Source organism: Nakamurella aerolata (assembly GCF_013002705.1).
Lineage (GTDB): Bacteria > Actinomycetota > Actinomycetes > Mycobacteriales > Nakamurellaceae > Nakamurella > Nakamurella aerolata.
This window is the reverse complement of the sequence record NZ_JABEND010000002.1, coordinates 463,495-487,841: the sequence shown is the minus strand read 5'-3', so window position 1 is coordinate 487,841 and position 24,347 is coordinate 463,495. Positions and strand designations below refer to the sequence as shown.

Genomic DNA, 24,347 nt, shown 5'->3' with positions numbered 1-24,347 from the left:
ACAAACTATCGATCGCGAACCGCCAACGCTCGGCGGTTCACGACCGGGTGCCGCTCACCAGAGCGGCGTCAGATCACTTGATGATCTTGGTGACGGAACCGGCACCGACGGTGCGGCCACCCTCGCGGATGGCGAACCGCAGCCCCTCCTCGATGGCGATCGGCTGGATCAGCTCGACCTTCATCTCGGTGGTGTCGCCGGGCATGACCATCTCGGTGCCCTCGGGGAGGGTCACCACACCGGTCACGTCGGTGGTGCGGAAGAAGAACTGCGGACGGTAGTTGTTGAAGAACGGGGTGTGACGGCCGCCCTCGTCCTTGCCCAGGATGTAGACCTGAGCCTCGAACTCGGTGTGCGGGGTGATCGAACCCGGCTTCACAACAACCTGACCGCGCTCAACCTCTTCGCGCTTGGTGCCGCGGAGCAGCAGCCCGGCGTTGTCGCCGGCCTGAGCGGAGTCGAGCAGCTTGCGGAACATCTCGATGCCGGTGACGGTGGTCTTGAACGACTTCGGTTTGATGCCGACGATCTCGACTTCTTCGTTGACATTGATGGTGCCGCGCTCGACCTTGCCGGTGACGACGGTGCCACGACCGGTGATCGTGAAAACGTCCTCGATCGGCATCAGGAACGGCTTGTCGGTGTCGCGCTGCGGGTCCGGGATCGACTCGTCAACGGCGTCCATCAGATCTTCGACGGTCTTGACCCACTCCGGGTCGCCCTCGAGAGCCTTCAGGCCGGAGGTGCGGATGACCGGGGCGTCCTCGTCGAACTCCTGGCTGCCCAGCAGCTCGCGGACCTCCATCTCGACGAGCTCGAGGATTTCCTCGTCGTCGACCATGTCGGCCTTGTTCAGGGCGACCAGGATGTAGGGCACGCCGACCTGGCGGGCCAGCAGCACGTGCTCCTTGGTCTGCGGCATCGGGCCGTCAGTGGCGGCCACCACCAGGATGGCGCCGTCCATCTGCGCCGCACCGGTGATCATGTTCTTGATGTAGTCCGCGTGGCCAGGGGCGTCCACGTGCGCGTAGTGACGCTTCGCGGTGGTGTACTCCTGGTGCGAGATGTTGATGGTGATACCGCGCTGGCGCTCTTCCGGCGCCTTGTCGATCTCGTCGAACGCCGCAGCGGTGTTCACATCCGGGTACTTCTCCGCCAGCACCTTCGAGATGGCTGCGGTCAGGGTGGTCTTGCCGTGGTCAACGTGACCGATGGTCCCGATGTTGACGTGCGGCTTGCTGCGGTCGAACTTGGCCTTCGCCACTGCTGTCCTCCTATAGGACGTCTAACCCGTTCCGCGCTCTTGGTTGTCGCGGTCACGGCTTGGGTGGATCTGGACCGGGCCTGCTGGCCCGGACCCGTTGCGGCCGGAGGCTTTTCGCCTCCGACCGCCACGCTGTTGGGGTGACGCTACGGGTGGGTGTTACTCGCCGGTGGTGACGGCGATGATTTCCTTCGCCACGTTGGCCGGCACCTCGGCGTAGTTGCTGAACTCCATCGAGTACACCGCGCGACCGGAGGTGCGCGAGCGCAGATCGCCGATGTAGCCGAACATCTCGCTCAGCGGCACCTGCGCCTTGACCACGCGCACACCCTGGGCCTCCTCCATCGACTGGATCTGCCCACGGCGGCTGTTCAGGTCGCCGATCACGTCGCCCATGTACTCCTCGGGGGTACGCACCTCGACCATCATCACCGGTTCAAGCAGCACCGGCTTAGCCTTGCGCAGGGCTTCCTTCATGGCCATCGAACCGGCGGTGGTGAACGCCATTTCGGAGGAGTCCACCTCGTGGTAGGCACCGTCGAGCAGGGTCAACTTGACCCCGACCATCGGGAACCCGGCGAGGATGCCGTAGCTCAGCGCGTCCTGGGCACCGCGGTCGACCGAGGGGATGTACTCCTTCGGCACCCGGCCACCGGTGACCTCGTTGACGAACTCGTAGGTGGCGCCGTCCGACTCGGCCATGTCCAGCGGCTCGAGCTTGATGATGACCTTGGCGAACTGGCCGGACCCACCGGTCTGCTTCTTGTGGGTGTACTCCAGCTTGTCGACGGTGCCGCGGATGGTCTCGCGGTAGGCCACCTGCGGCTTACCGATGTTCGCCTCGACCTTGAACTCCCGGCGCATGCGGTCCACCAGGATGTCAAGGTGCAGCTCGCCCATACCGGCGATCACGGTCTGCCCGGTCTCCTCGTCCCGCTTGACGCGGAAGGTCGGATCCTCTTCGGCCAGGCGCTGGATCGCGGTGCCCAGCTTCTCCTGGTCGGCCTTGGTCTTGGGCTCGATGGCGACCTCGATCACCGGCTCCGGGAACGTCATCGACTCCAGCACCACCGGCTGCGCCGGATCGGCCAGGGTGTCACCGGTGGTGGTGTCCTTCAGGCCGATCACCGCGTAGATGTTGCCGGCGGTCACCGAGTCGACCGGGTTCTCCTTATTGGCGTGCATCTGGAAGATCTTCCCGATGCGCTCCTTGCGGTCTTTGGTGGCGTTGACGACCTGGGCACCGGACTCGAGCTTGCCGGAGTACACCCGGATGTAGGTGAGGCGACCGAAGAACGGGTGGGCCACCACCTTGAACGCCAGGGCCGCGAACGGCTCGGTGGCGTCCGCCTGCCGCTCGACGACCTTCTCCAGATCGCGGACATCGTGGCCCTGGATGGCCGGGACGTCCAGCGGGGACGGCAGATAGTCGATCACCGCGTCCAGCATCGGCTGCACACCGCGGTTCTTGAACGCGGAACCGCACAGCACCGGGTACAGCTCGCCGGCGATGGTGAGCTTGCGGATGGCGCCCTTGATCTCGTCGACCGAGAGCTCCTCGCCGCCGAAGTACTTCTCCAGCAGCGCCTCGTCGGACTCGGCCACGGTCTCCAGCAGGGTGTTGCGGTACTCCTCGGCCTTCTCCTTGAGGTCGGCCGGGATTTCCTGCACCTCGTACTTGGCGCCCATGGTCACGTCGCCCTTGGCGTCACCCGGCCACACCAGGGCCTTCATGGTGACCAGGTCGACCACGCCGACGAAGTCGTTCTCGGAGCCGATCGGCAGCTGCATCACCAGCGGCTTGGCACCCAAGCGATTGATGATGGTGTCGACGGTGAAGTAGAAGTCGGCGCCGAGCTTGTCCATCTTGTTGACGAAGCAGATGCGCGGGACGTCGTACTTGTCGGCCTGCCGCCACACCGTTTCCGACTGCGGCTCAACGCCTTCTTTGCCGTCGAACACCGCGACCGCGCCGTCGAGCACCCGCAGCGAACGCTCCACCTCGACGGTGAAGTCGACGTGGCCTGGGGTGTCGATGATGTTGATCTGGTAGCGGTTCGCGTCGGTGTTCGGCGCGTAGGTGGGCGCCCAGAAGCTGGTGACCGCGGCGGAGGTGATGGTGATGCCGCGCTCTTTCTCCTGCTCCATCCAGTCGGTGGTCGACGCCCCGTCGTGGGTCTCGCCGATCTTGTGGTTCACACCGGTGTAGAACAGGATGCGCTCGGTGGTGGTGGTCTTGCCGGCATCGATGTGCGCCATGATGCCGATGTTGCGGACCTTGCTCAGGTCGGTGAGCACGTCTTGTGCCACGGTGCTTCCTTCCGGATAAAGAGAGGGTGTGCGCTGACCGCACGAGCGGGCAGCGGGCCAAATCCGCTGCGCCGCAGCGGATTACCAGCGGTAGTGCGCGAAAGCCTTGTTCGAGTCGGCCATCTTGTGGGTGTCCTCGCGCCGCTTGACGGAGGCGCCGAGGCCGTTGCTGGCGTCCAGCAGCTCGTTCATCAGCCGCTCGGTCATGGTCTTCTCACGACGGGCGCGCGAGTAGCCGACCAGCCAGCGCAGCGCGAGGGTGGTCTGCCGGGTGCCACGCACCTCGACGGGCACCTGGTAGGTGGCGCCACCGACGCGGCGGCTGCGCACCTCGAGTGCCGGCTTCACGTTGTCCAGCGCGCGCTTGAGGGTGACGACCGGATCGGTGCCGGTCTTCTCCCGGCAGCCTTCCAGGGCGCCGTAGACGATGGACTGCGCGATCGAACGCTTGCCGTCCAGCAGGATCTTGTTGACCAGCTGGGTGACCAGCGGCGAGTTGTAGACCGGATCGGCAACCAGCGGCCGACGCGGAGCGGGTCCCTTGCGGGGCATGTCAGCTCTTCTCCTTCTTCGCGCCGTAGCGGCTGCGAGCCTGCTTGCGGTTCTTCACGCCCTGGGTGTCGAGCGAGCCGCGGATGATCTTGTAACGAACGCCGGGCAGGTCTTTCACACGACCGCCACGGACCAGCACGATGGAGTGCTCCTGCAGGTTGTGTCCCTCACCCGGGATGTAGGCCGTGACCTCGATGTTGCTGGTCAGCTTCACGCGGGCGACCTTGCGCAGCGCGGAGTTCGGCTTCTTGGGGGTGGTGGTGTACACGCGGGTGCACACCCCACGGCGCTGGGGGGAACCCTTCAGCGCGGGGGTCTTGGTCTTGGTGACCTTGTCCTTGCGGCCCTTGCGGACCAACTGCTGGATGGTGGGCATGTGCTGGCTGCTTCTTTCCTCATCTGTAGCCGATCCGCGCTGGCGGATCTTTCAGGGTGTGACGCTCGGGTGACGCAGGTCGAGTGGCCGTTCGGCAGCGTCCGCTCGCCCTTGCGGGCTCTGGGCGCCGATGACGGCCGCTGGTCGCGACTGCGTCACCTGCTGGTCACCTCGCCGGAATCGCTTTCGACGCGGGTGACCTGGTCACGAGCATGCGACAAGGACCCAGCTTGTCTGGGCCGATCGCGGACATTACTCCACCACGGCCGGTGAGGGCCAATCCGGAGAGGTCCACGAGCGACCGGTGCCGGACGCGCGGGCCGACACGGTTACCCGGGGCGGCCACCCGTCGACCCGGCCTCCTGGTCCGCTCGCCGACCTTCATCATTTTCGCTCGACCTGTCGATCGACAGGTCTGCGATGTCTGTTGAGGGCAGCGATCCGGGGGCAAGCCGGGTCACAGCGCTGGGTGCTCACCGTCGATTCTACCGGCTCCGACGAGGGGATTCGACCGCGTTCGGCGCCCATCGCTTCCGGCGAGCTGGTTTCGCTGCTGGTATCAACCGGCCGAACAGTAAGTTCATTCCCCGTTCACTTGTTCTCGGGTTGTTCTCGGCCGCTTTTGGCCGGCGGCTGGGTCCGTCGGGCTCCAACTGGGGGCGGCTACCCCACCACCGGCAGCGTGACGGAGCTGCCGGTCGGATCGAGCGTGTAGTCCCCGGGGGCGACGCGCTGGTCGGGGCCGGTGGGACGCAGCGCCTCACTGCTCACCGTCACCACCACCGCCAGCCGGTGGCCGGCCGGGATGGTCTGGTCGACGGGGCTGAACCGCACCGTCATCGTGCTGAGCTCGCCGGGCCGCGGCGGCCGGGCCTGGGCGGACGGGGCGACGGCGGTGTCGATCCAGCCCTGGGTGAGCACCCCGGCCCCTGTGTTCTGCAGGTTGGGCGCCGCCTGCTTGAAGCAGCTCGCCGGGTCGGACGGGCCGCCGTCCTTGCCTGCCGCACCGCTCGCGGCGCCGTAGCAGTCGCGCTCGGCACCGAGCCGGTAGCCGTCGTTGGTCGGGAACTGCGGCGAGAGGACGGGCCGCCGGCCGGGCCCGACGTCAACCAGCGTCACCGCCACCGCGGCCCGGTCGACGCCGCCGAGGCGCAGCGACAGCACGGCGGACCCGGCACCCGACAACCGCAGCGGTGCGCGCAATTCGGGCGTCCACAGCACCGCGCGATCCGCGGTTGCTGAGGCCGAGCCCGAGCCGGACCCGGCGGCGGACTCCGGGTTCGCGGCGAACGACGGCAGCCAGGCATCGGTGTCCCAGTAGCCGGCGTCGGCGTCGGTGAAGCGCAGCCCCTTCGACGACGCCGCGCCGTCCCGCTCAGCGGTCAGCTGCTGTCGCTGCGGCTGCGAGCCGGCCGGCCACCGCGCCTCGGTGCGCCAGGTGCCGAAGTCGGCGCCCTGCACCCGCACGGTCGCCGGCGGCGTCGGGCCGCGGCCCAAGAGATAGTGGTCGAGCCAGGCGGTCAGGGTCTGCACCCAAGCCGTCCGGTCGACGTCGAACGGGTCGACGTGGGCGGCCTGGGTCAGCCACAGCTGGGCGGGTACGCCGCGCGCCGTCAGCACCCGGTACAGCTCGGTGGTCTGGCTGGGCCAGACGTTCCTGTCGTGCAGGCCGTGGGCGAACAGCACCGGCGCCCGCCACTTCTGCCCGGCCAGCCGACGGATGTCCCGCTGCCGCCAGAACTCGCTCCCGGCACCGGGCGCCGACGCCGCACCCGGCGGCACCTGCAGGCTGGCCAGCTCGTCGGTGCCGAAGCTGCGGTTGACGTCGGCGCAGGCGCGCTTGGCCGCCGGGTTCTCCTCCAGCTCGGTGTAGCCGCGGACCCAGTCGGCGGTGTAGACGGCGCCACCCGGGTGGGCATAGTCGAACGCCGAGCTGATCGCCGAGATCGGCACCACCGTGGCGACCTCTGGGATGCCTTGCGCGGCAACATAATTCGCGACGCTGCCGTCGTACGATTTGCCGACGAGGGCTACCTTGCCGTTCGACCAGTCGGCCCGGGCGAGGGCACGCACCACCTGGGTCGCTGCGCCGATGTCGGTCGGTCCGAGCACATCCGTGCAGCCGCCGCTGCGCCCGGTACCTGGGTTGTCCATCGCGACCACCGCGTAACCGCGGGGCACGAAGTGCTCGTCGTAGAACAGCGGCAGATTCCGCACAATGCCCTTGGCGTCCGGCTTCTTCAGCTGGGATTCGGCGCCCCTGCCCTGGGTGAAGTAGTACGGCGACACGTCGAGGATCACCGGGACCTTGGTTCCGGCAGGCACTTTCGGCCGGATCAGGTCGACGCTCATCCGGTCGGGTTTGCCATCGCGGTCGCTGTCCAGCGTCGTCGGGATCATCAGATGTTCGCGGATCGCGCTGTCGTAGGAGTACTGGGGCCGCGATGGCCCCGGCAGCCGTGCGGCCGAAGTCCCGGCAGCCGAGGCCACGGCAGTCGACGGCACGGCAGTCGACGGCGCCGCACCGGACGGCTGCCCGCCGGACGGGCCCGCGCCGGGCGTCGCAGCGGATGGGGTGGGGCTGCTGCTCGCCGGCCCCGGCGACGCCGGGGCGACGGCTGGTGACCGGTCGGTGCCGACTCCGCTCGACGGTTCACCCGCCACCGTGCAGCCGGCCACGACAACTCCGGCGAGTGCGGCGGCCACCACCGCCGATGGTGGTTTCCGGGCCGCCCACGGCCCCCGTCGGCGACTGCTGCTCCGCACCCGCACCATCACCGCAGCGTACGGGCCGGCCGGGTATCGGTCAGCCGGTTCGGCACTCCGAGCCGTCATCTGCGCGCCACCGGCCGTTCACCCGAGGTCGCTGTGATGGCCGGACGACCGGGCTGCGGCCCGGCCGGTTCCGGCGCGATCGGGGCGCTGCCGACACCCGTTCGACCACACCACCAGGAGACCTCCATGCACCGCACGTCCCGACGCTGTCTTTCCCTGGTGGCCGCCGCCGCGGTGACCATCAGCCTCCCACTGACCGTCGCGGCCGCGCCCGGCAAGAACGGCAACAACGGGCCAGCGGGCGCCGGTCCGCAGGGCAGAGCCAAAGATGTGCAGCTGCAGGCACTTGGCACCTTCCGTACCGGCCAGTTCGATCAGGGCGCCGCGGAGATCTCGTCGTTCGACCCGGCGACCAAGCAGCTGTTCGTGGTGAACGCGCAGTCGGGCGCCATCGATGTGCTCGATGCCAGCGATCCCGTTGTGCTGCAGCGGAGTTCGGTGATCGAGGTGGCCGGGCAGCGAGCGGTCGACGGCAGCGTCGTCGACGAAGGCGCCTCGGTGAACTCCGTCAAGGTGCACGGATCGTTCGTCGCGGTCGCCGTCCAGGCCGCCGACAAGGTCTCGCCGGGCTGGGCCTTGTTCTTCTCGACCGGCGGCGGGTATCTGGGCGGCGTGCGGGTGGGTTCACTGCCGGACATGGTGACCGTCACCGGCGACGGCCGATATGCGTTGACCGCCAACGAGGGTGAGCCGGCTGACGACTTTTCCGCCGACCCCGAGGGCAGCGTGTCGATCATCGACCTGAGCAAGGGGGTGGCCGGCATCGACCAGCGTCAGGTCCGTACCGCCCGGTTCACCGGCTACGACGCCGCCCGGCCCGTGCCCGCCGGAGTCCGGGTCTTCGGGCCGGACGTTCCGGTGCCGGCCGGTCAGCAGCCGGTCGGCCGGGTGGCGCGCAATCTCGAGCCGGAGTACATCACCGTGCCGAAGGGCTCGTCCAAGGCGTACGTCACCCTGCAGGAGGCCAACGCGGTCGCGACGGTGGACCTGCGGTCCGCCACGGTGTCCGACCTGTGGGCGATGCCGGGCAAGGACAACTCCTTGCCGCGGAACGCTTTTGACGCCAGCGACAAAGACGGCGCGGTCAACGTGAAGACCTGGCCGACCCACATGTTGATGATGCCGGACAGCATCGCCAGCTACCGCTACCGTGGCACCGACCTGCTGGTGACGGCGAACGAGGGCGACGCCCGCGAGTGGGGCGACTACGCCGAGCCGATCCGCGTCAAGAAGGCGAAGCTGTGCGCCGCCGACTTCCCGAATGCCGCCCAGTTGCAGTCCGATGCCAACCTCGGCCGGTTGAACATGACCAGCACCAGCCCGATGACCGGTGACTGTTACCGCCGGATCGACGTTTTCGGCGGCCGGTCGTTCTCGATTCTCGGCACCGACGGCACGCCGGTCTTCGAGTCAGGTGACCTGATCGAGCGCACCATCGCAAATCTGATCGCCGACGGCGCCCTGCCTCGCCAGGCCTGGAACGCCAACAACACCGACAACGACTCGTTCGACGGCCGCAGCGACGACAAGGGCCCGGAGCCGGAAGGGCTTGCCATCGGCAAGGTTTCCGGGCGCACCTACGCCTTCGTCGGGCTGGAACGCATCAGCGGGGTGATCACCTTCGACATCACCGACCCGCGGGCGGTGCGCTTCGTCGACTACGCGAGCAACCGAGACTTCTCGGCCGACAACACCGCACTCGAGCAGGACGGTGCCGGTGATCTCGGGCCCGAGGGCATCGAGTTCGTCCCGGCCGACGCCTCCCCCGACGGCACCCCGCTGGTGATCGTCGCCAACGAGATCTCCGGTTCCACCACCGCCTACCGGGTGCAGCCGAAGCGGTGACCCTCGGCGCCGACTAGCTCCGGCTACCCGCGATTGCGGCCGGCGGCACCGACAGTGTTGGTGGTGTTGGCGGTGCCTCCAGTGTCGGCGGTGTTGGCAGCATCGCCGGTCCCGACCCGGCAGCCGACACTCTCCCCGGCGCGTTGATCGGCGAGATCGTCCGCGCCGGCCGCGCGGTGTCCCGCCGGCTCGCCAGCACACCGGACTGACCCTCGCGCACCGCACGGATCAACACGGACCAACACACACCAACACGGACCGCACCAGTTGCCCGATTTCGGGCCGAAGCGAACGCCCGCAGTCCGGAAACGGGCATTCAACGGACCGGATCGAAACGCTGTAGCGAGCATCTGAGCACGCCAAGGCCCGATTCCGCACGCCCGGATCGACCGCACGCTTGGCAAATCGGTCCGCATTCGGTCATCACTCTCGCCCGTTTTCCACTCGACGGATGCGCCCTGCCGTGCGAATCTTGTTTATCTGTGATCCAGCCCACTGCGGCTCACTGTGGCTCCACGCGGTGCGGTGGCGGTTCAACGACGAGCGGAGGTGCTGGCGTGGCGATCTCGACCAAGCCGGGCGCCGAGCGGCGGCGCAGCATCCTCGATACCGCCCGCTCCAACGGGCACGTCCAGGTGGTGCAGATCGCCGACGAACTGCAGGTGGCCGCCGAGACCGTGCGTCGCGACCTGAAGCTGCTGGAAGATCACGGGCTGGTGCGGCGGACCCACGGTGGCGCCTACCCGGTGGAGAGCGCCGCCTTCGAATCCGGGCTTGACGCCAGGGCCGGTAACCGGGTGCCGGAGAAACGCCGCATCGCCACCGCCGCCGTCGAGCAACTCGGCGACGCCGAAACCGTTTATGTCGACGAGGGTTTCACCCCGCAGCTGGTCGCCGAGCAGTTGGCACTGATCACCCGCCCGTTGACGGTGGTGACCTCGTCGCTGACCGCGGCGGCACAACTGGCCGCACTCGGCACCCACACCACCATCATTCTCGGCGGCCGGGTCAGGGGCCGGACCATGGGAACGGTCGACCACTGGGCCACCGACATGCTCGGCGAGCTCGTCATCGACCTGGCTGTGCTTGGCGCCAACGGCATCTCACGCGACCACGGGCTCACCACCCCTGACCCCGCCGTCGCCGCCGTCAAACGGACCGTCGTCGAGAACTCCCGGCGCCGGCTGTTCGTCGGCGTCCACACCAAGTTCGGCATTGCCAGCTTTTGTCGATTCGCCGCCATCGGCGACTTCGAAGCGTTGATCACCGACACTGCCCTGTCCACCCATGAAGCTCAGCGCTACACGGCCCTCGGACCGCAGGTCATCCGAGTCTGACCAGCACCGCTTCACCGATCGGAAGGACCACCGCCGATGCCATCACGCCCGATGCCACCGCGCCCTAGCTCGCCCGGCCGCCGTGCGCGGCCCCGCCGTCGACAGGTCGGAATGTGCTTGCCCGCCAAGCTGATCGCCGGGGTCGGTGCGCTGAGTCTGGTGCTCAGCGGTTGCGCCGGCGCCGGCGGACACTCCTCCAGCGGCCGCAGCATCAACATTCTGATGGTCAACAACCCGCAGATGATCGACCTGCAATCGTTGACGGCCAAGTACTTCACCGCCGAGACCGGCATCGACGTCAACTTCACCGTGTTGCCCGAGAACGACCTGCGCGACAAGGTCGCCTCCGAGTTCACCAGCCAGGCCGGGCAGTACGACGCCGCCACCCTGTCGAACTTCGAGGTCCCGATCTATTCGAAGAACGGCTGGCTGCTCCCGCTCGACTCGCACATCGCCGGCGACCCGGAGTTCGATCAGAAAGACATCTTCCCGTCGCTGGCCACCTCACTGTCGGGGCCAGGGGTGAACGGCGCGGAAAGCTCGGTGTACGGCGAGCCGTTCTACGGTGAGTCCTCATTTCTGATGTACCGCAAGGACGTTTTCGCCTCGCTGGGGCTCACCATGCCGGAGAAACCCACCTGGGATCAGGTGGCCGACCTGGCCGCCAAGGCCGACCGCACGTTCGATCCAAACATGCGCGGCATCTGTCTGCGCGGGCAGCCCGGCTGGGGTCAGGTGTTCGCTCCGCTCACCACCGTGGTGAACACCTTCGGTGGCACCTGGTTCGACGCCGACTGGACCCCGCAGGTCAACGGCCCCGGCTTCACCGCCGCCACCCAGTTCTACGTCGACCTGGTGCGCAGGCACGGAGAGGTCGGCGCGCCGTCCGCCGGTTTCACCGAGTGCCTGAACGCCACCATGGGCTCGGCAGTGTCGATGTGGTACGACGCCACCTCGGCCGCCGGGTCGCTCGAGGCGGACGGGTCGCCGGTGAAGGGAAAGATGGGCTACGTCCAGGCCCCGGTGAAGGAAACCAAATCGTCCGGCTGGCTGTACGCCTGGTCGTGGGCCATCGAAGCCAGCACCAAGAAGGCCGACGACACCTGGAAATTCGTGTCGTGGGCATCGTCCAAGGAGTACGAAGCCATCGTCGGCAAGGAGTACGGCTGGGCGCGCACCCCGGCCGGCAAACGCCAGTCCACCTACGATAATCCGGAATACCTGAAGGCTGCCGGCGCGTTCGCCGACGCCACCAGAACGGCGATTCTGGAGGCGGACCCGACCAATCCAGGGGTGCAGCCGCGGCCCACCGTCGGCATCCAGTTCGTCGACATACCCGAGTTTACCGATCTGGGAACCAAAGTGTCGCAATACGTTTCCAGTGCCATTGCCGGCCAGACCAGCGTCACCGACGTGCTGAACCAGGGACAGGCGCTGGCCGAGAAGGTCGCCAAGACCTACCGGGAGGCATGAGATGACAACCGCCGTGCAATCGGACAACGCTCCCGGGCCCGACCAGGCGCAGCCTCCGCCGCAGGCAGCGCCGACCGCGACCGACCCTGAGGGTTACCCGCAGACCGCCAAGGAACGCTGGATCCGGCGGGCACCGCTGCTGCCGGCGCTGGTGTTCACCATCATCGTCACCCAGCTGCCTTTCGTTGCGACGCTGGCGATCTCGTTCTTCAACTGGAACGCCTTCCGGCCGGACGACCGCAGGTTCGTCTGGTTCGACAACTACGTCAACGTGTTCACCGACGCCGACCTGCGCAAGTCGGTGTTCACCACGGTGATCCTCACCGTCGTGGTTGTGCTGGTGTCGCTGGTGCTCGGGCTGGGCATCGCATTGCTGTTGAACCGCACCTTCTTCGGCCGCGGACTGGCCCGCACCATGATCATCGCGCCGTTCCTGATCGTGCCGGTGGCGGCAGCGCTGCTGTTCAAACACGCCATCTACAACTCCACCTTCGGTCTGCTGAACGGGGTGCTGCGGTGGTTCGGCATCGAAGGTCCCGACTGGATATCGCAGTTCCCGCTCACCGTGATCGAAGTACAGCTGATCTGGCAGTGGACCCCGTTCATGACGCTGATCCTGTTGGCCGGCCTGCAGTCCCGGCCCACCGACATTCTTGAGGCGGCCTCGGTCGACGGCGCCACCGGCTGGCAGACGTTCACCAACCTGACGCTGCCGCACATGCGCAGGTACCTGGAGCTGGCCGCGCTGCTCGGCGCCATCTACATCGTGCAGAACTTCGACGCCGTATTCACCATCACCTCGGGTGGGCTCGGCACCGCCAACCTCCCGTACACGATCTATCAAACCCTGTTCACGGCGCAGAACTACGGCCTGGCGTCCGCCCAGGGTGTTGTCGTGGTGATCGCCTCCCTGATCATCGCCACCTTCGCGCTGCGCACCGTGTCCGGCCTGCTGAAAGACGAGGGAGCGAAATGACCACCGCCGTCCAGACCGCTGCCGCCGCACCGACGACCGCGACCGCGACGCCGCCCGGCGGCAAGAAGTCGAACCTCGGTTGGCTGGCCACCACCGCCACCTGGATCATCGCGTTCATCTTCGCCGCGCCGATCCTGTGGATGGTGCTGACCAGCTTCCACTCCGAGAACGACGCCACCCAGCGCACCCCGCAGCTGTTCGCGCCGCTCACCGTCGAGGGCTACCGCAACTTCTTTGGTGCTGACGGCGGTGCCAGCCCGTGGCCGGCGCTGATCAACTCGGCATGGGCCGCCATCGTTTCCACCCTTGTGGTGATCGCGCTGGCGATCCCGGCGGCCTATGCGCTGTCGGTCCGGCCGGTGCGCAAATGGTCCGACGTGATGTTCTTCTTCCTGTCCACCAAGATGCTGCCGGCGGTGGCCGGGTTGATGCCGATTTACCTGATCGCCACCAGGATTCACATGCTGGACAACATCTGGTTCATGATCATCATCTACACGGCGATGAACCTGCCGATCGCCATCTGGATGATGCGCTCGTTCCTCGCCGACATACCGAGGGACCTGTTCGAGGCGGCCTCGCTGGACGGCGCCGGCCTGCTGCAGACGCTGCGCAAGGTGATCGCGCCCATCGTCTCGCCCGGCATCGCGTCGACGGCGTTGATCTGCTTCATCTTCGCCTGGAACGAGATGCTGTTCGCCAGGGTGCTGACCGGCGTGGTCGCCGAGACCTCTCCGGTGTTCCTGACCAGCTTCGTCACCTCGCAGGGCCAGTTCCTCGCCCAGGTCTGCGCCGCCGCAACCGTGATCTCGCTGCCGGTGCTGATCGCGGGCTTCGCGGCGCAGGACAAGTTGGTGCAGGGCCTGTCGCTGGGTGCTGTCAAATGACGGACAGCACTTCCCAGAACAAACTGACCTTCCAGAGCGAACAGACTTCCCATACTTCCCAGAGCGAACAGACACCCGAGAGCGACCCGACATCCGTGAGCGAGCACCCGACCGAGCCACGTCCTTCCGCCCCCGTACCGCTGCGGGGCGATCGGCTGGCCGACTTGCCGCCCGGCGTCGACCGGCCGGAGTACGACAGGGCCGCCGTCACCGCGGGGATTGTGCACTTCGGCGTCGGCGGATTCCACCGGGCCCACCAGGCCATGTACACCGACGTGCTGCTCGCCAGCGACGATGCGCAGGTGGCCGGTGCGGCCGCCGGCTGGGGCATCTGCGGGGTCGGGGTGATGCCGTCCGACGCGGCCATGCGGGACGTGATGCGCGCCCAGGACGGGCTGTACACCTTGGTCACCAAAGCGCCCGACGGTGCGCTGCACGCCAGGGTGATCGGCTCCATCGTCGACTATCGCTACGCTCCGGACGATCCGCAGGCGGTGATCGCCAAGCTCGCCGATCCGGCGGTACGGATCGTCAGCCTGACCGTCACCGAGGGCGGCTACTCGCTCAATCAGCTCACCGGGGAGTTCGACCCGTCACCGGCGGACATCCAGGCCGACCTGAATGCTGATGCGCTGCCGCGCACCACCTTTGGGCTGATCACCGCGGGCCTGCGATTGCGGCGCGAGCGCGGAGTCCCACCCTTCACGGTGCTGTCCTGCGACAACTTGCAGGGCAACGGCGACCTGGCCCGCAAGGCGTTCACCAGCTTCGCCACCCTGCTCGACCCTGAGCTGGGGCAGTGGATGCGGCAGCAGGTGCACTTCCCGAACTGCATGGTGGACCGGATCACCCCTGCCACCACCGACGCCGACCGGCAGTTGGTGGCCGAGCGGTTCGGCATCGACGACGGTTGGCCGGTGGTGTGCGAGCCGTTCACCCAATGGGTGCTGCAGGACGACTTCGCCGTGGCCGAACCGGACGCACCCAGCAGGCCGCAGTGGGAGCTGACCGGGGCGCAGATCGTCGACGACGTCGAACCCTACGAGCTGATGAAACTGCGGCTGCTCAACGCCTCGCACCAGGGCATCGCCTACTTCGGCCACCTCGCCGGGTACCGGCTGGTGCACGAGGCCGCGACCGATCCGGATCTCGCGGCATTCCTGTTGTCGTACATGGTGAATGAGGCCAGCCCGACGTTGGCGCCGGTGCCCGGCGTCGACCTCGATGCCTACCGCAAGGAGCTGATCGAACGGTTCGGCAACCCCGGCGTTCGCGACACCGTTGCCCGGCTGGCCGCCGAATCGTCCGACCGTATCCCCAAGTGGCTGGTGCCGGTGATCTCCGAGAACATCGCCGCCGGCCGCGATGTCACGCTGTCCGCCGCGATCTGCGCCTCGTGGGCCCGCTACGCGGAGGGGGTGGACGAGCAGGGCAAGCCCATCGATGTCGTCGACCGGTATGCCGACGAGCGCAGGGCCGCGGCAGCGGGTCAGCTACGCCGCCAGGACGGTACCGTCGCCGACCCGTTGGCGTTCGTCCGCAACCGCGACTTCTTCGGCGACCTCGCCGACCAACCCGAGTTCACCGAGCCGTACCTTGCGGCGCTGGAGTCGCTGCACCGCAACGGTTCCAAGGCCACCTATGCGGCGTTGGCACGGCACTATGCGCACCGGTGCGCCGCGCCGCAGCTGTAGTAGTGCCTGTACCTGAGGCTGTCGCTGTGGCGCCGCAACTGCGGGGCCGTGGCGCGCTGCCGCGCGCCGGGGTCTGCCCGGAGCGGGCGGTCGGTCAGCCCGGCAGCTGGGCGAAGGCTTGTTCCAGTTCGGCCAGCAGCGGGTCGCGCAGGCCGGCGCTATTGTGCCGCCACCACACGTCCGGGTAGATCACCCGGCCCGTCATCCAGTCGCGATGTCCCGGCCCGAAGACCACCTGGAACGCCGGTCCCGGGGTGCGATCGGAGGCGGGAAGGATGCCGTGCACCCTGGCGGGCGCAAAACCCCTGGCGCCGTAGTACTTCGGCGACCCTTCCAGCACCAGCATCGGGGTGTCGGCGATCGCGGCTTCGGTAGCGGCAGCGATCAACGCGGTGCCGATGCCGTTGTTCTGCAGCTCCGGCAGCACCGCCAACGGGCTGAGCACGGTGATGTCCACCAGTTCTTTCCGCGCGTCGAGCCAGGCGTGGCTGATCCCGACGTGCCCGACCAGCCGTTCGCCGTCGCCGGGGTCCGCGGTCACCGCCACCAGGCCCTGGTGGGGCAACTCCCCCGCGGTGATCTCCGCCCAGATGGCAGCAACCTCGTCGCCCTCGGCACCGAAGGCGGCGCGGATCACCGTCGCCACCGCTTCGGCGTCGGCCGGTCGTTCCGGACGGATCTGCAGGTTCCGCGGCGCGGTTTCGCTGGTCGTCATCGCGTCATCCTGCGCGCCGGCAACCGCTGCGCGCCAGTGGATATCCCCCCGGTGCCGCGGCGAGGCGGCTCAGCCGGGTGAACCGTCCACCAACTCGCGCATCTGCCGCAGCTGATCCACCGGATCGGTGCCAGGTGCAGGAGCCACGTTCAGAATCGTCACCCCCGCGTTCCGGTAGGCCGCGACCCGCTCGGCCAGCTGGGCCCGGTCCCCCACCAGGTTCGTCATCCGCAGCAGCTCTTCCGGCACCGCGGCGGCCGCGTCGCGGTGCCGGCCGCCGAGATATAGCTGCTGAATATGGTCGGCCTGCTCGGCGAACCCGTAGCGGGACACCAGCTCGTGGTAGAAGTTGGCGTTCTTGGCACCCATGCCGCCGACGTACAACGCGGCGTTGGGTCGGGCGGCATCCAGTGCCCGCTGCTGCGCCACCGGATCGTCACCGAGGTACAGCAGCCCGCCTGCCGCAATGTCCAGGGCACCCAAGCTTGGGTCGCGCAGCGCCGCACCGGCGCGTAAAGCGTTGCCCCACACGGCGTTCGCCCGTTCCGGCGCGAACAGGAACGGCAGCCAGCCGTCGGCAATCTCCGCGGTGGTCTGCACACTCTTCTCGCCGAGTGCTGCTACGTAGATCGGCACCCGGTCGCGCACCGGCCGAGTCAGCAGCTTGAGCGGTTTGCCGAGGCCGGTGCCGGTACCCGGCGGCAGCGGCAGTGTCACCGTGCGGCCGGTGTAGCTGAGTCGTTCCCGGCGCAGTCCGGCCCGCACCACGTCGATGGTTTCCCGGATCCGGCGCAGCGGCTGGGTATAGGGCACCCCGTGAAAGCCCTCGATCACCTGCGGCCCGGACGCGCCGAGCCCGAGAATGGCCCGGCCCTGGCTGACGTTGTCCAACCCGGCGGCCGTCTGCAGGATCGCCGCAGGGGTGCGCGAGTACACGTTCAGGATGCCGGCGGCGATCTGCACCCGATCGGTGCGCGCCGCGAGGTAGCCCATCAGGGTGGGAGCGTCGAAGCCATAGGCCTCGGCCACCCACACCACGTCCAGTCCGGCCCGCTCCAGCGCTGCCACCCCGTCGGCGGCCGCCCGCGGGTCGCCGGCGTAGTCCAGCGGATATCCCAGTCGCATGCGACTCAGCTAATCACGCTCGCCCCGGCGACCGGTGCGGCCACCGGCCTCGATGCCGTTGTGCCGGGCGCGGAGCGGCACGAACGCCCGGCAGCAAGGCTGCCGGGCGTTCGGGCGGGTTGGCGTTACCGCCGGCGGTCAGGCCCCGAAGGTCTCAGGGTCGGGGCCGGTACGGCGGTCGGCGTTGAGCCCGTCGATGGCGGCCATGTCCTCATCGGTGAGCTCGAAGTTGAACACGTCGAAGTTCTGCTCGATCCGCTCCGGCGTCACCGACTTGGGGAAGACGATGAAGCCGTGCTGCAGATGCCAGCGGATGATCACCTGGGCCGCTGTCTTGCCGAGCCTGTCGGCAATGGCGACAATCGTCGGATTCTCCAGATCTTCCTTGCCGCCCAACGGCGTCCACGACTCGGTCGCGATACCGAGGCGCTTGTCGTCCTCGACCACCGCGGTCTGGGTGAGGGTCGGGTGGATCTCGATCTGGTTGACCGCCGGAACGGTGTCCGACCCGTCGATGATCTTCGCAAGGTGGCCGGGGTTGAAGTTGCAGACACCGATGGACTTCGCCAGTCCGTCGGCCTTGATCTGCTCCAGCGCCCGCCAGGCGGTGAGGTACTCGTCCTTGGCCGGGACCGGCCAATGGATCAGATACAGATCCAAGTAGTCGAGTCCCAACTTGGAAAGGCTTTCCTCGACGGCCTTTCTGGCGTCGGTGTGCCTGTCGTTCCACAGCTTGGTGGTGATGAACAGCTCTTCCCGCGGCAGGCCGGACTGCCTGATCGCCTGCCCGACGCCTTCCTCATTGCCGTACGCCGCTGCGGTGTCCACATGGCGGTAGCCGACCTCGAACGCTTTGGTCAGCGATGGGACGATGTCACTCTCGGACACCTGCCACACGCCGATACCCAGCTGCGGAATGGTGTTGCCGTCGTTGAGGGTGATGGACGGAACCTGGCTCATTGTTCTCCTCGCTCGTGCTCGTGCTGCTGACTGCACACAGGTGCGGGCCACCGGGCAGAACCGCAGTCCGCTGCCGGTGAGCCGGCGCGATCTACGCTACTCGCGAACCTCGGGCCGGTGTATCGCCCGCCGATGCGACAGTGGCCGCCACGCCCGATCCGTCCGGAATCGCAGTGAATGTGCCCACAGTGCGGACAGTGCCGACAGTGCCGGCAAGGTTTGAGGTGTGGTGGACGGCGCGGCTCGGTACACGTGGCGGCGGGCCACCGGCACAGCCGCGGCACAGCCGCGGCCGGCGACTGATCAACCGCGCCGGCACTCGACATTGCTCAGCGGCACCCCTGGGCCGGTCACGGTGTTGTTGCACAGCACGGTGTTGCCGCCGTCCGGGCGCAGGGCGATCCCGAAACGCTCACCGTCGTTCTCGTCCGCCTGCTCCGGCGCCGGTGGGTTGGTCGCGTCGATCTTGTTGCCGGTGAACAGGTTTCGCTCGCCCCACCGCTCCTCGATCTGGTGGGTCTGGAAGCCGTCAAGGGGTGCCACCCGCCCGGTGTTGTCCTTGATGGTCCAGGCCGTGCCCTTGACGTCGACCCAGGAGTCCGCCGCGGTGGTGCCCGAACCGTCAAAGCTGTTCCCGATCAACAGGCCGCCGACGGTGCCCTCTTTGATGTCGACGGCTTCCGAGGTGGTGTCCGAGATCTGATTGCCGGCAACCACATTGAAGTCGCTGCGGTCCGGTTGGCAGCCGCCGTACCTGCACCAGTTGCTGACCGCGGAACCGATGTAGATGCCCTCGCCGAACTTGTCCCGGCGGTTGCCGGTGTCGGACACCTCGTTGCCGATCACCAGGTTGCGCTGCGAGGCGGCCCGCAGGTGGATGGCTTCGTCCCCGGTCTGCGAGACCTTGAGCTGCTGGATGATGCTGCCCGACGTGCCGTCGCCGATCACGCCCTTCTGCGCGTTCTGCACGGCGAACCCGACCAGCCGGACATTGCTCGCCTTGTCGAGATGGAACCCGTAACCGGACTTCACTCCGCCGGCGTCGATCACGGCTCCGCGTCCGCCGCACACCCAGATGGGTTGCTCGCTGGTACCGGAGGCGGTGAGGGTGAAGGTGCCTTCGTATACCCCGTCCTGCAGCCGGATCACCGCCCCTGGTCTGGCCGCGCCGAGCGCCGCCTTCAGGGTGTCGGCGTTGCTCACCGCGGTGCCACCGGCGGGACACTCCACCATCTGCACAGCCGGCAGACCGTCGGTGCTCGGTTTCGCGGTGGCCTCGATACCCGGTGTGTTCTGCGGCTTTCCGTCCCGCTGCTCCTCCTGATCCTCCTGATCCTTCTGGTCGTTACCGGTGCCGCCTGCGGTACTGCCGTCGGTGCTCTCGGTGCCGTTCTTGCTCGTCTCGCTGCCGGCCGTTCCGGTGGGGTCTTCCGTGCCGTTGCCGTTGCCGTTGCTGTTGCCGCTGCCGACACTGCCGGGCTGGGCGCCCCCGCCGAGCGCGCCGGTCTGCGGCGTCGGGTCGGCGCCGCCCTGCGTCATCGGGAAACTGCCCTGGGTTCGGGGGGTCAACGGGATGGACCCGACGGGCGTGGTGGTGGCGGCAGCCGGGTTGGGTCCGTCGTCGGATCCGTTGACCGCCATGGCAATGCCACCGGCGGCGAGCGCCGTCACCACAACGCCGACACCGAAACCGATCACCGCACCGGGAACCCGCCGGCGCGGTGGCGGTCCGGGCTGCGGGTAGTTGCTCGTCATGTGCCAGATCCTCTGCTGGGTCGGTGGAGTACAGGCGTGGTTCGGCGGTCAGCGGGAAGCTGCACTCGGGTGTGAACAGTGTGGCCGACAACGCCGAACCGTTGACGGCTTTGCCCGCGATTCATCGCCGGCAGCCGATGTTGCTGAGCGGGACATCGGCGCCGCTCACGCTGTTGTCGCAGGCAATCACGTTGCCGGCGGCCGGCCGGACGGCGATACCGTAACGATCCGCGGTACCGGCGGCCTGCACCACCGCAGCCGCGGGCTTGGCCGGCATGGCGATCGTGTTGCCGGTGAACAGGTTTCGCTCGCCCCACCGATCGAGGATCTGGTGGGTCTGCATGCCGTCGAGCGGGGCATGTCGGCCGGTGTTGTTCTTGATGGTCCACGCCGTCCCCTTGACGTCGACCAGCGAGTCGGCAGCGGTCGTGCCCTTGCCGTCGAAGCTGTTGCCGATCAGCAGTCCGCCGACGGTTCCTTCTTTGATGTCGACCGCCTCGGCCGCGGTCCGGCTGACGGTGTTACCGGCAATGGTGTTGTAGTCACTGCGGTCCGGGCGGCACTGGGTGATCGTGCACCAGTTGCTCTCCGCGGTGCCGATGTAGATGCCCTCGCCGAAGGTGGCACGCCGGAATCCGGTGCCGTCGACAACGTTTCCCGTCACCAGGTTCTTGGTGGAGTTCTTGCGCAGATGGATGGCCTCGTCGCCGGTGTTGGTGATCCGTAGCCCGCTGATCACGGTCCCGGTAGTCTGGTCGGTGACAACGCCCTTCTGTGCGTTCCGCATCGCGAATCCGCTCAGGCGCCAGTACTTGGCACCGTCCAGATGCAGGCCGTAGCCATCGGCGCCGCCGGCGTCCAGGATGCTGTCGGCGTTGCCGCACAACCAGATCGGCCGCTCCGGCGTCCCCGACACGCTGGTGGTGAAGGTCCCCGGGTAGACACCCTTGCGGAGTTTGATCACCGATCCGGGCAGTGCCCCGGCCAACGCGGCCTGCAGCTCTTCCGCACTGCCGACGCCGGTACCTCCTGCGGGGCAACGGATCTGTTGCACGACGGGGGTGGCAACGGCGCCCGGTCGTGCGGTTCGCTCGATTCCAGGCTGGTTGACGGCGTCCTTGGCGGCCTCGGTCTGTCGCTCCCACGGGTTGCCTGCCCCGGTCTTCGGCGCGTCGGGCGCCGGCGTGCCCTGCCCGGCACCGGGAGACGACGCCGGAGCGCCGGTGGGACCACTGGGCAGCGGTTCGACGGGGCGCGGCACCCGGCCGGAGTCCGGTGGTACGGCTGGCAAGCCGGACGGCGCCGCGCTCGGCGACACCCGGCTGGCCAGGCTGGGCGGCGGCGATGGTTGCCATGCGGTGACAGCTACTCCACGCTCGGTCGGCGCTGCCAGCACCCCAGGGTTGGCTTGCACCAGCACTACCGCCCCCGCCGCCAGCGCCACGCTGGCGGCCAGCCCGAGCACGGCTGCCAGCCGCGGCCGGCGCACGCTGCTCACCGGACCCGGCCGGCAATGCCGGCACCGGCCGGGCGCAGGCTCTGCGCCGGACGCGGCGGGTGGAGCGGCATGGGGGCGCCCGGCGGCGCCGGGAGCACCACGTCGTCGTCGGTGGTCACCGCACGCTTGTCCGCGTAGGGGTGCCGCTGCTGCCGGCGGGCACGCAGCCCGCGCAAGGCGGTGATCAACAGCAGGCTGAGCAGCGCCAGCCAGATCATCGTCATCGGCTGCAGGTACTTCTTCAGCGTCACCCACCACGGCGTGGTGTCGGACCAGCCGTCGGTGTTGTTGACGAAGCTGCGAGTGTCGGCTCCGGTGCTGCGGGCGGCATCCACCGCGCTGGGCCCCTTGCCGGCGATGGTGTTGTTCATGACGGTGCTGCCGCGCACCGAACCGATCAGTGAGACCGCATGCAGTTCGGCGTTGGTCAGGGTGTTGCGTTCCACCGCGGCGCTGCCGTCGCGGACGTAGACGCTGGTTCGCCCGCCGTCCACCGAGTTCCCGGTGACGACGGCGCCGCTGACCTGGTCGCGCACCACGATGCCTTGCTTGGCGCTGCCGGTCACCTGGTTGCCGACCACCCTGACGCCGTTGGCACCGGTCCGCACCACCACGCCCATCGCGTTGCCGGACACCACATTTGCCTGCACACCGATGGTCCGGCCGCCGATCACCTCGATGCCGTAACGGCCGTTGCTGGTGAACCGCCCGCTGACAACGGAGTTGTTGCCGTAGTCGCCGGTGGCGGTTCCGGTGGCGCTGGGCCCGGTGGCGAGCGGCAGCCCGATCATGCTCAAACCGTTGCGCGAGTTGCGTTGCGCGGTCACCTCGCTGAGCACGACTCCGGTGGTGGCCCTTGACAGAATCACTCCGTCGCCGGCGTTGTCCTGGGTCACCGAGCTCTGCAGCACCATGTTGGTGACGTAGCGGTGCATGACGATGCCGTCGACCTGGCTGCGCTGCACGGTGCTGTTGCGGATGTCGACACCGTTGGCTCCGGACAGGAACAGTCCGAACACATTGTCCGAGAAGGTGGCGTCGGAGATCGCGGCCGAGACGTACGAGTACTCGGGCTGGTCGCCGGTCACCTCGGGAATCTCGATCTTTCCGGCCGGTGCGACTTTGTCCTTGGAACCTGCTGCGGTGGAACCGGTTTGATCGGTTCCCGGCTGTCCGGGGGTGCCGGTGCCCGGCGCGGTGGCGGCGCCGCGCTCCTTGCGCTGCTGCTCGCCGATGTCCTTGCCGGTGCGGTCGAGCGCTCCCGGTGTCGGCCGGTCGGTACCGGTCAGCGATACGCCACCGGTACGCCCGCTCCAGAAGCCGAGCTGCTCGAACGTCACGTGCTGGAAGTCCACCTGGCCACCCAACGACCGCAGGTAGCCGCGTCCGTCGGTGGTGGTACTGTCCGGCTTTGCGTTGGCGCGGTCCCACGAGGTGATCTGCACCGGCGTGGCGTCGGTGCCGGCGATCTCCAGGCGACCTCCGTAGTTGACGATCGACACGAATCCCTTGGCGTCGCTGGCCAGCTTGATGACCAGCCGGGTCGGCGCCTGCAGCTTGAGCACGGCGCCGGCCTCGATCACGATGTTCTCGCTGAGCAGGTAGGCGCCGTCGGTCTGCCGCACGAATGTCTGCGGCGCAAGCTTGAGCAGATCCTCGATGGTGTAAGGGGTTTCCCTGGTGGTGAGGACCAGGGTGTACGAGCCGTTGCCGGCGATCCGATACGGGCTGATGAGCTGAACCTTTGACCAGCGCGAGAGCGACGCGACGGTGCGGGCTTCGGCCAGCCGGTCGTCCTCGCGCTCCACCAGGGCCGACTCGGCCTCGGGATCGCCCTGGTACGGGCGGCGTTCGCCGGTGACCTCTTGATCGACTCCCTGCGCGGTCCCGTCGGCGCCGTCGCCGGGGCCGCTCCCGCCGGCCGGAACCGGTGGTACTCCGACGCCGTTGCTGGGGACCGGTGCGGTCGATGCCGGGACGGCACCGGTCGTCTCACCGGTGCCGGTCTCCCCCGTGCCGGTCTCCCCCGTGCCGGTCTCGGCCGTGCCGGTCTCGGCCGTGCCGGTCTCTCCCGTGCCGTTGCCCGGAGCTTTGGTGCCGCTTGCTTGGCTCCCGGTTGCTTGGCCGCCGGTTGCCTGGCTGCCGGTTGCTTGGCTGCCGGTCGGCCTACTGGCGGACGTTTGACTGCCGGAAGCTTGCGGGCGCTTCGCCGTGGTTCCCTCGGCGGGCTGTGCTGGTGTGCGTGGGGCGGTACCGGTCGGCGGCGCGACCACCGCCGGCGCCGGGGCGGTCCGGCGAGCGTGACCGGCGGCGGCAGAACCGTTGTCGCCATTGGCATGCGCCGATGCTGCCGGGGCGGTTGCGATGACCGCCGCCACCGTCAGCCCGGTGAGCGCAGCAGCCAGGGCGAGCCGTCGCGCGGGTCGTCGCCGGCCGTTGACGCCGAGACCATCCCGGCCACGGCCGATCCGGCGCGGTGCTGGCGTTGTCATCTGGAGGTCCCCCTGAGTCGGATCGGAACACGTCGGGTGATGTCGGGATCGTCGGCCTGCGGGCCGGATTCGATCCTCTTGGGTGCAGCGGCCTGGGGCGCCCGAGCGGCCTGGACCGGGTGGTTGCGCGCTGAGCTCGCCGGTCCTGCGATGGCGGCGGGCCCGGCATGCGAAGCGGATTCGGCCGTCGCCAGCACCGGAATCCGGTTCGCCGCGATCCGCATGGTCTGGTCGCCGGCGCCGGAGTTTGCGT

Annotated in this window: 17 protein-coding genes; 6 read left to right on the top strand and 11 right to left on the bottom strand. The window is 68.3% G+C overall.

Translation table 11 applies throughout. The features are described from left to right. Positions 1-73: 73 nt before the first annotated feature. From tuf to HKD39_RS05375, 5 genes are all read right to left on the bottom strand, one after another. Entirely contained in the window at positions 74-1,264 is a 1,191-nt protein-coding gene (gene tuf / locus HKD39_RS05395; RefSeq protein WP_171198769.1) for an elongation factor Tu, read from the bottom strand. Between the two features lie 159 nt (positions 1,265-1,423). Then, a complete protein-coding gene (fusA, locus tag HKD39_RS05390; protein WP_171198768.1) occupies positions 1,424-3,574 on the bottom strand; it encodes an elongation factor G in 2,151 nt (716 codons plus the stop codon). An 81-nt stretch (positions 3,575-3,655) separates the two neighbouring features. After that, positions 3,656-4,126, bottom strand: coding sequence for a 30S ribosomal protein S7 (rpsG, locus tag HKD39_RS05385; protein WP_171198767.1), 471 nt, complete (start codon positions 4,124-4,126; stop codon positions 3,656-3,658). A 1-nt stretch (position 4,127) separates the two neighbouring features. Then, entirely contained in the window at positions 4,128-4,502 is a 375-nt protein-coding gene (gene rpsL / locus HKD39_RS05380) for a 30S ribosomal protein S12 (RefSeq protein ID WP_171198766.1), read from the bottom strand. A gap of 663 nt (positions 4,503-5,165) precedes the next feature. Next, positions 5,166-7,208 carry a CocE/NonD family hydrolase gene (locus HKD39_RS05375; protein WP_171198765.1) on the bottom strand — a complete coding sequence of 681 codons (2,043 nt, stop codon included), beginning with the start codon at positions 7,206-7,208 and terminating at the stop codon, positions 5,166-5,168. Between the two features lie 255 nt (positions 7,209-7,463). On the opposite strand from HKD39_RS05375, the gene HKD39_RS05370 reads away from it, so the two are divergent. The 6 genes from HKD39_RS05370 (at position 7,464) to HKD39_RS05345 (ending at position 15,549) form a co-directional block, all read left to right on the top strand. Next, positions 7,464-9,182, top strand: coding sequence for a choice-of-anchor I family protein (locus tag HKD39_RS05370; RefSeq protein WP_171198764.1), 1,719 nt, complete (start codon positions 7,464-7,466; stop codon positions 9,180-9,182). Between the two features lie 563 nt (positions 9,183-9,745). Next, positions 9,746-10,519 carry a DeoR/GlpR family DNA-binding transcription regulator gene (locus tag HKD39_RS05365; RefSeq protein WP_171198989.1) on the top strand — a complete coding sequence of 258 codons (774 nt, stop codon included), beginning with the start codon at positions 9,746-9,748 and terminating at the stop codon, positions 10,517-10,519. Positions 10,520-10,630: 111 nt separating this feature from the next. Continuing rightward, a complete protein-coding gene (locus HKD39_RS05360; RefSeq protein WP_171198763.1) occupies positions 10,631-11,992 on the top strand; it encodes an extracellular solute-binding protein in 1,362 nt (453 codons plus the stop codon). A gap of 1 nt (position 11,993) precedes the next feature. Continuing rightward, entirely contained in the window at positions 11,994-12,968 is a 975-nt protein-coding gene (locus tag HKD39_RS05355) for a carbohydrate ABC transporter permease (RefSeq protein ID WP_171198762.1), read from the top strand. Then, positions 12,965-13,855: a carbohydrate ABC transporter permease gene (locus HKD39_RS05350; RefSeq protein WP_171198761.1), complete on the top strand. Its 891-nt coding sequence runs from the start codon at positions 12,965-12,967 to the stop codon at positions 13,853-13,855. The genes HKD39_RS05355 and HKD39_RS05350 overlap by 4 nt, the downstream gene beginning before the upstream one ends. Before the next feature lie 95 nt (positions 13,856-13,950). Next, a complete protein-coding gene (locus HKD39_RS05345; RefSeq protein WP_425488416.1) occupies positions 13,951-15,549 on the top strand; it encodes a mannitol dehydrogenase family protein in 1,599 nt (532 codons plus the stop codon). Positions 15,550-15,643: 94 nt separating this feature from the next. Here the strand turns inward: HKD39_RS05345 and HKD39_RS05340 are convergent, their stop codons facing one another. The 6 genes from HKD39_RS05340 to HKD39_RS18655 all read right to left on the bottom strand — a co-directional run bounded on the left by HKD39_RS05340 (position 15,644) and on the right by HKD39_RS18655 (position 24,094). Continuing rightward, complete coding sequence (locus tag HKD39_RS05340; protein ID WP_171198759.1) at positions 15,644-16,264, bottom strand: GNAT family N-acetyltransferase; 621 nt, start codon at positions 16,262-16,264, stop codon at positions 15,644-15,646. Positions 16,265-16,333: 69 nt separating this feature from the next. Further along, complete coding sequence (locus HKD39_RS05335; RefSeq protein ID WP_171198758.1) at positions 16,334-17,389, bottom strand: LLM class F420-dependent oxidoreductase; 1,056 nt, start codon at positions 17,387-17,389, stop codon at positions 16,334-16,336. A gap of 138 nt (positions 17,390-17,527) precedes the next feature. After that, positions 17,528-18,349, bottom strand: a complete 822-nt coding sequence (locus HKD39_RS05330; protein WP_171198757.1) for an aldo/keto reductase — start codon at positions 18,347-18,349, stop codon at positions 17,528-17,530. A 303-nt stretch (positions 18,350-18,652) separates the two neighbouring features. Then, complete coding sequence (locus HKD39_RS05325; RefSeq protein WP_171198756.1) at positions 18,653-20,104, bottom strand: right-handed parallel beta-helix repeat-containing protein; 1,452 nt, start codon at positions 20,102-20,104, stop codon at positions 18,653-18,655. Positions 20,105-20,225: 121 nt separating this feature from the next. After that, complete coding sequence (locus tag HKD39_RS20325) at positions 20,226-21,602, bottom strand: NosD domain-containing protein (protein ID WP_212754002.1); 1,377 nt, start codon at positions 21,600-21,602, stop codon at positions 20,226-20,228. Continuing rightward, a complete protein-coding gene (locus tag HKD39_RS18655; protein ID WP_212754000.1) occupies positions 21,599-24,094 on the bottom strand; it encodes a right-handed parallel beta-helix repeat-containing protein in 2,496 nt (831 codons plus the stop codon). The genes HKD39_RS20325 and HKD39_RS18655 overlap by 4 nt, the downstream gene beginning before the upstream one ends. Between the last annotated feature and the right edge of the window lie 253 nt (positions 24,095-24,347).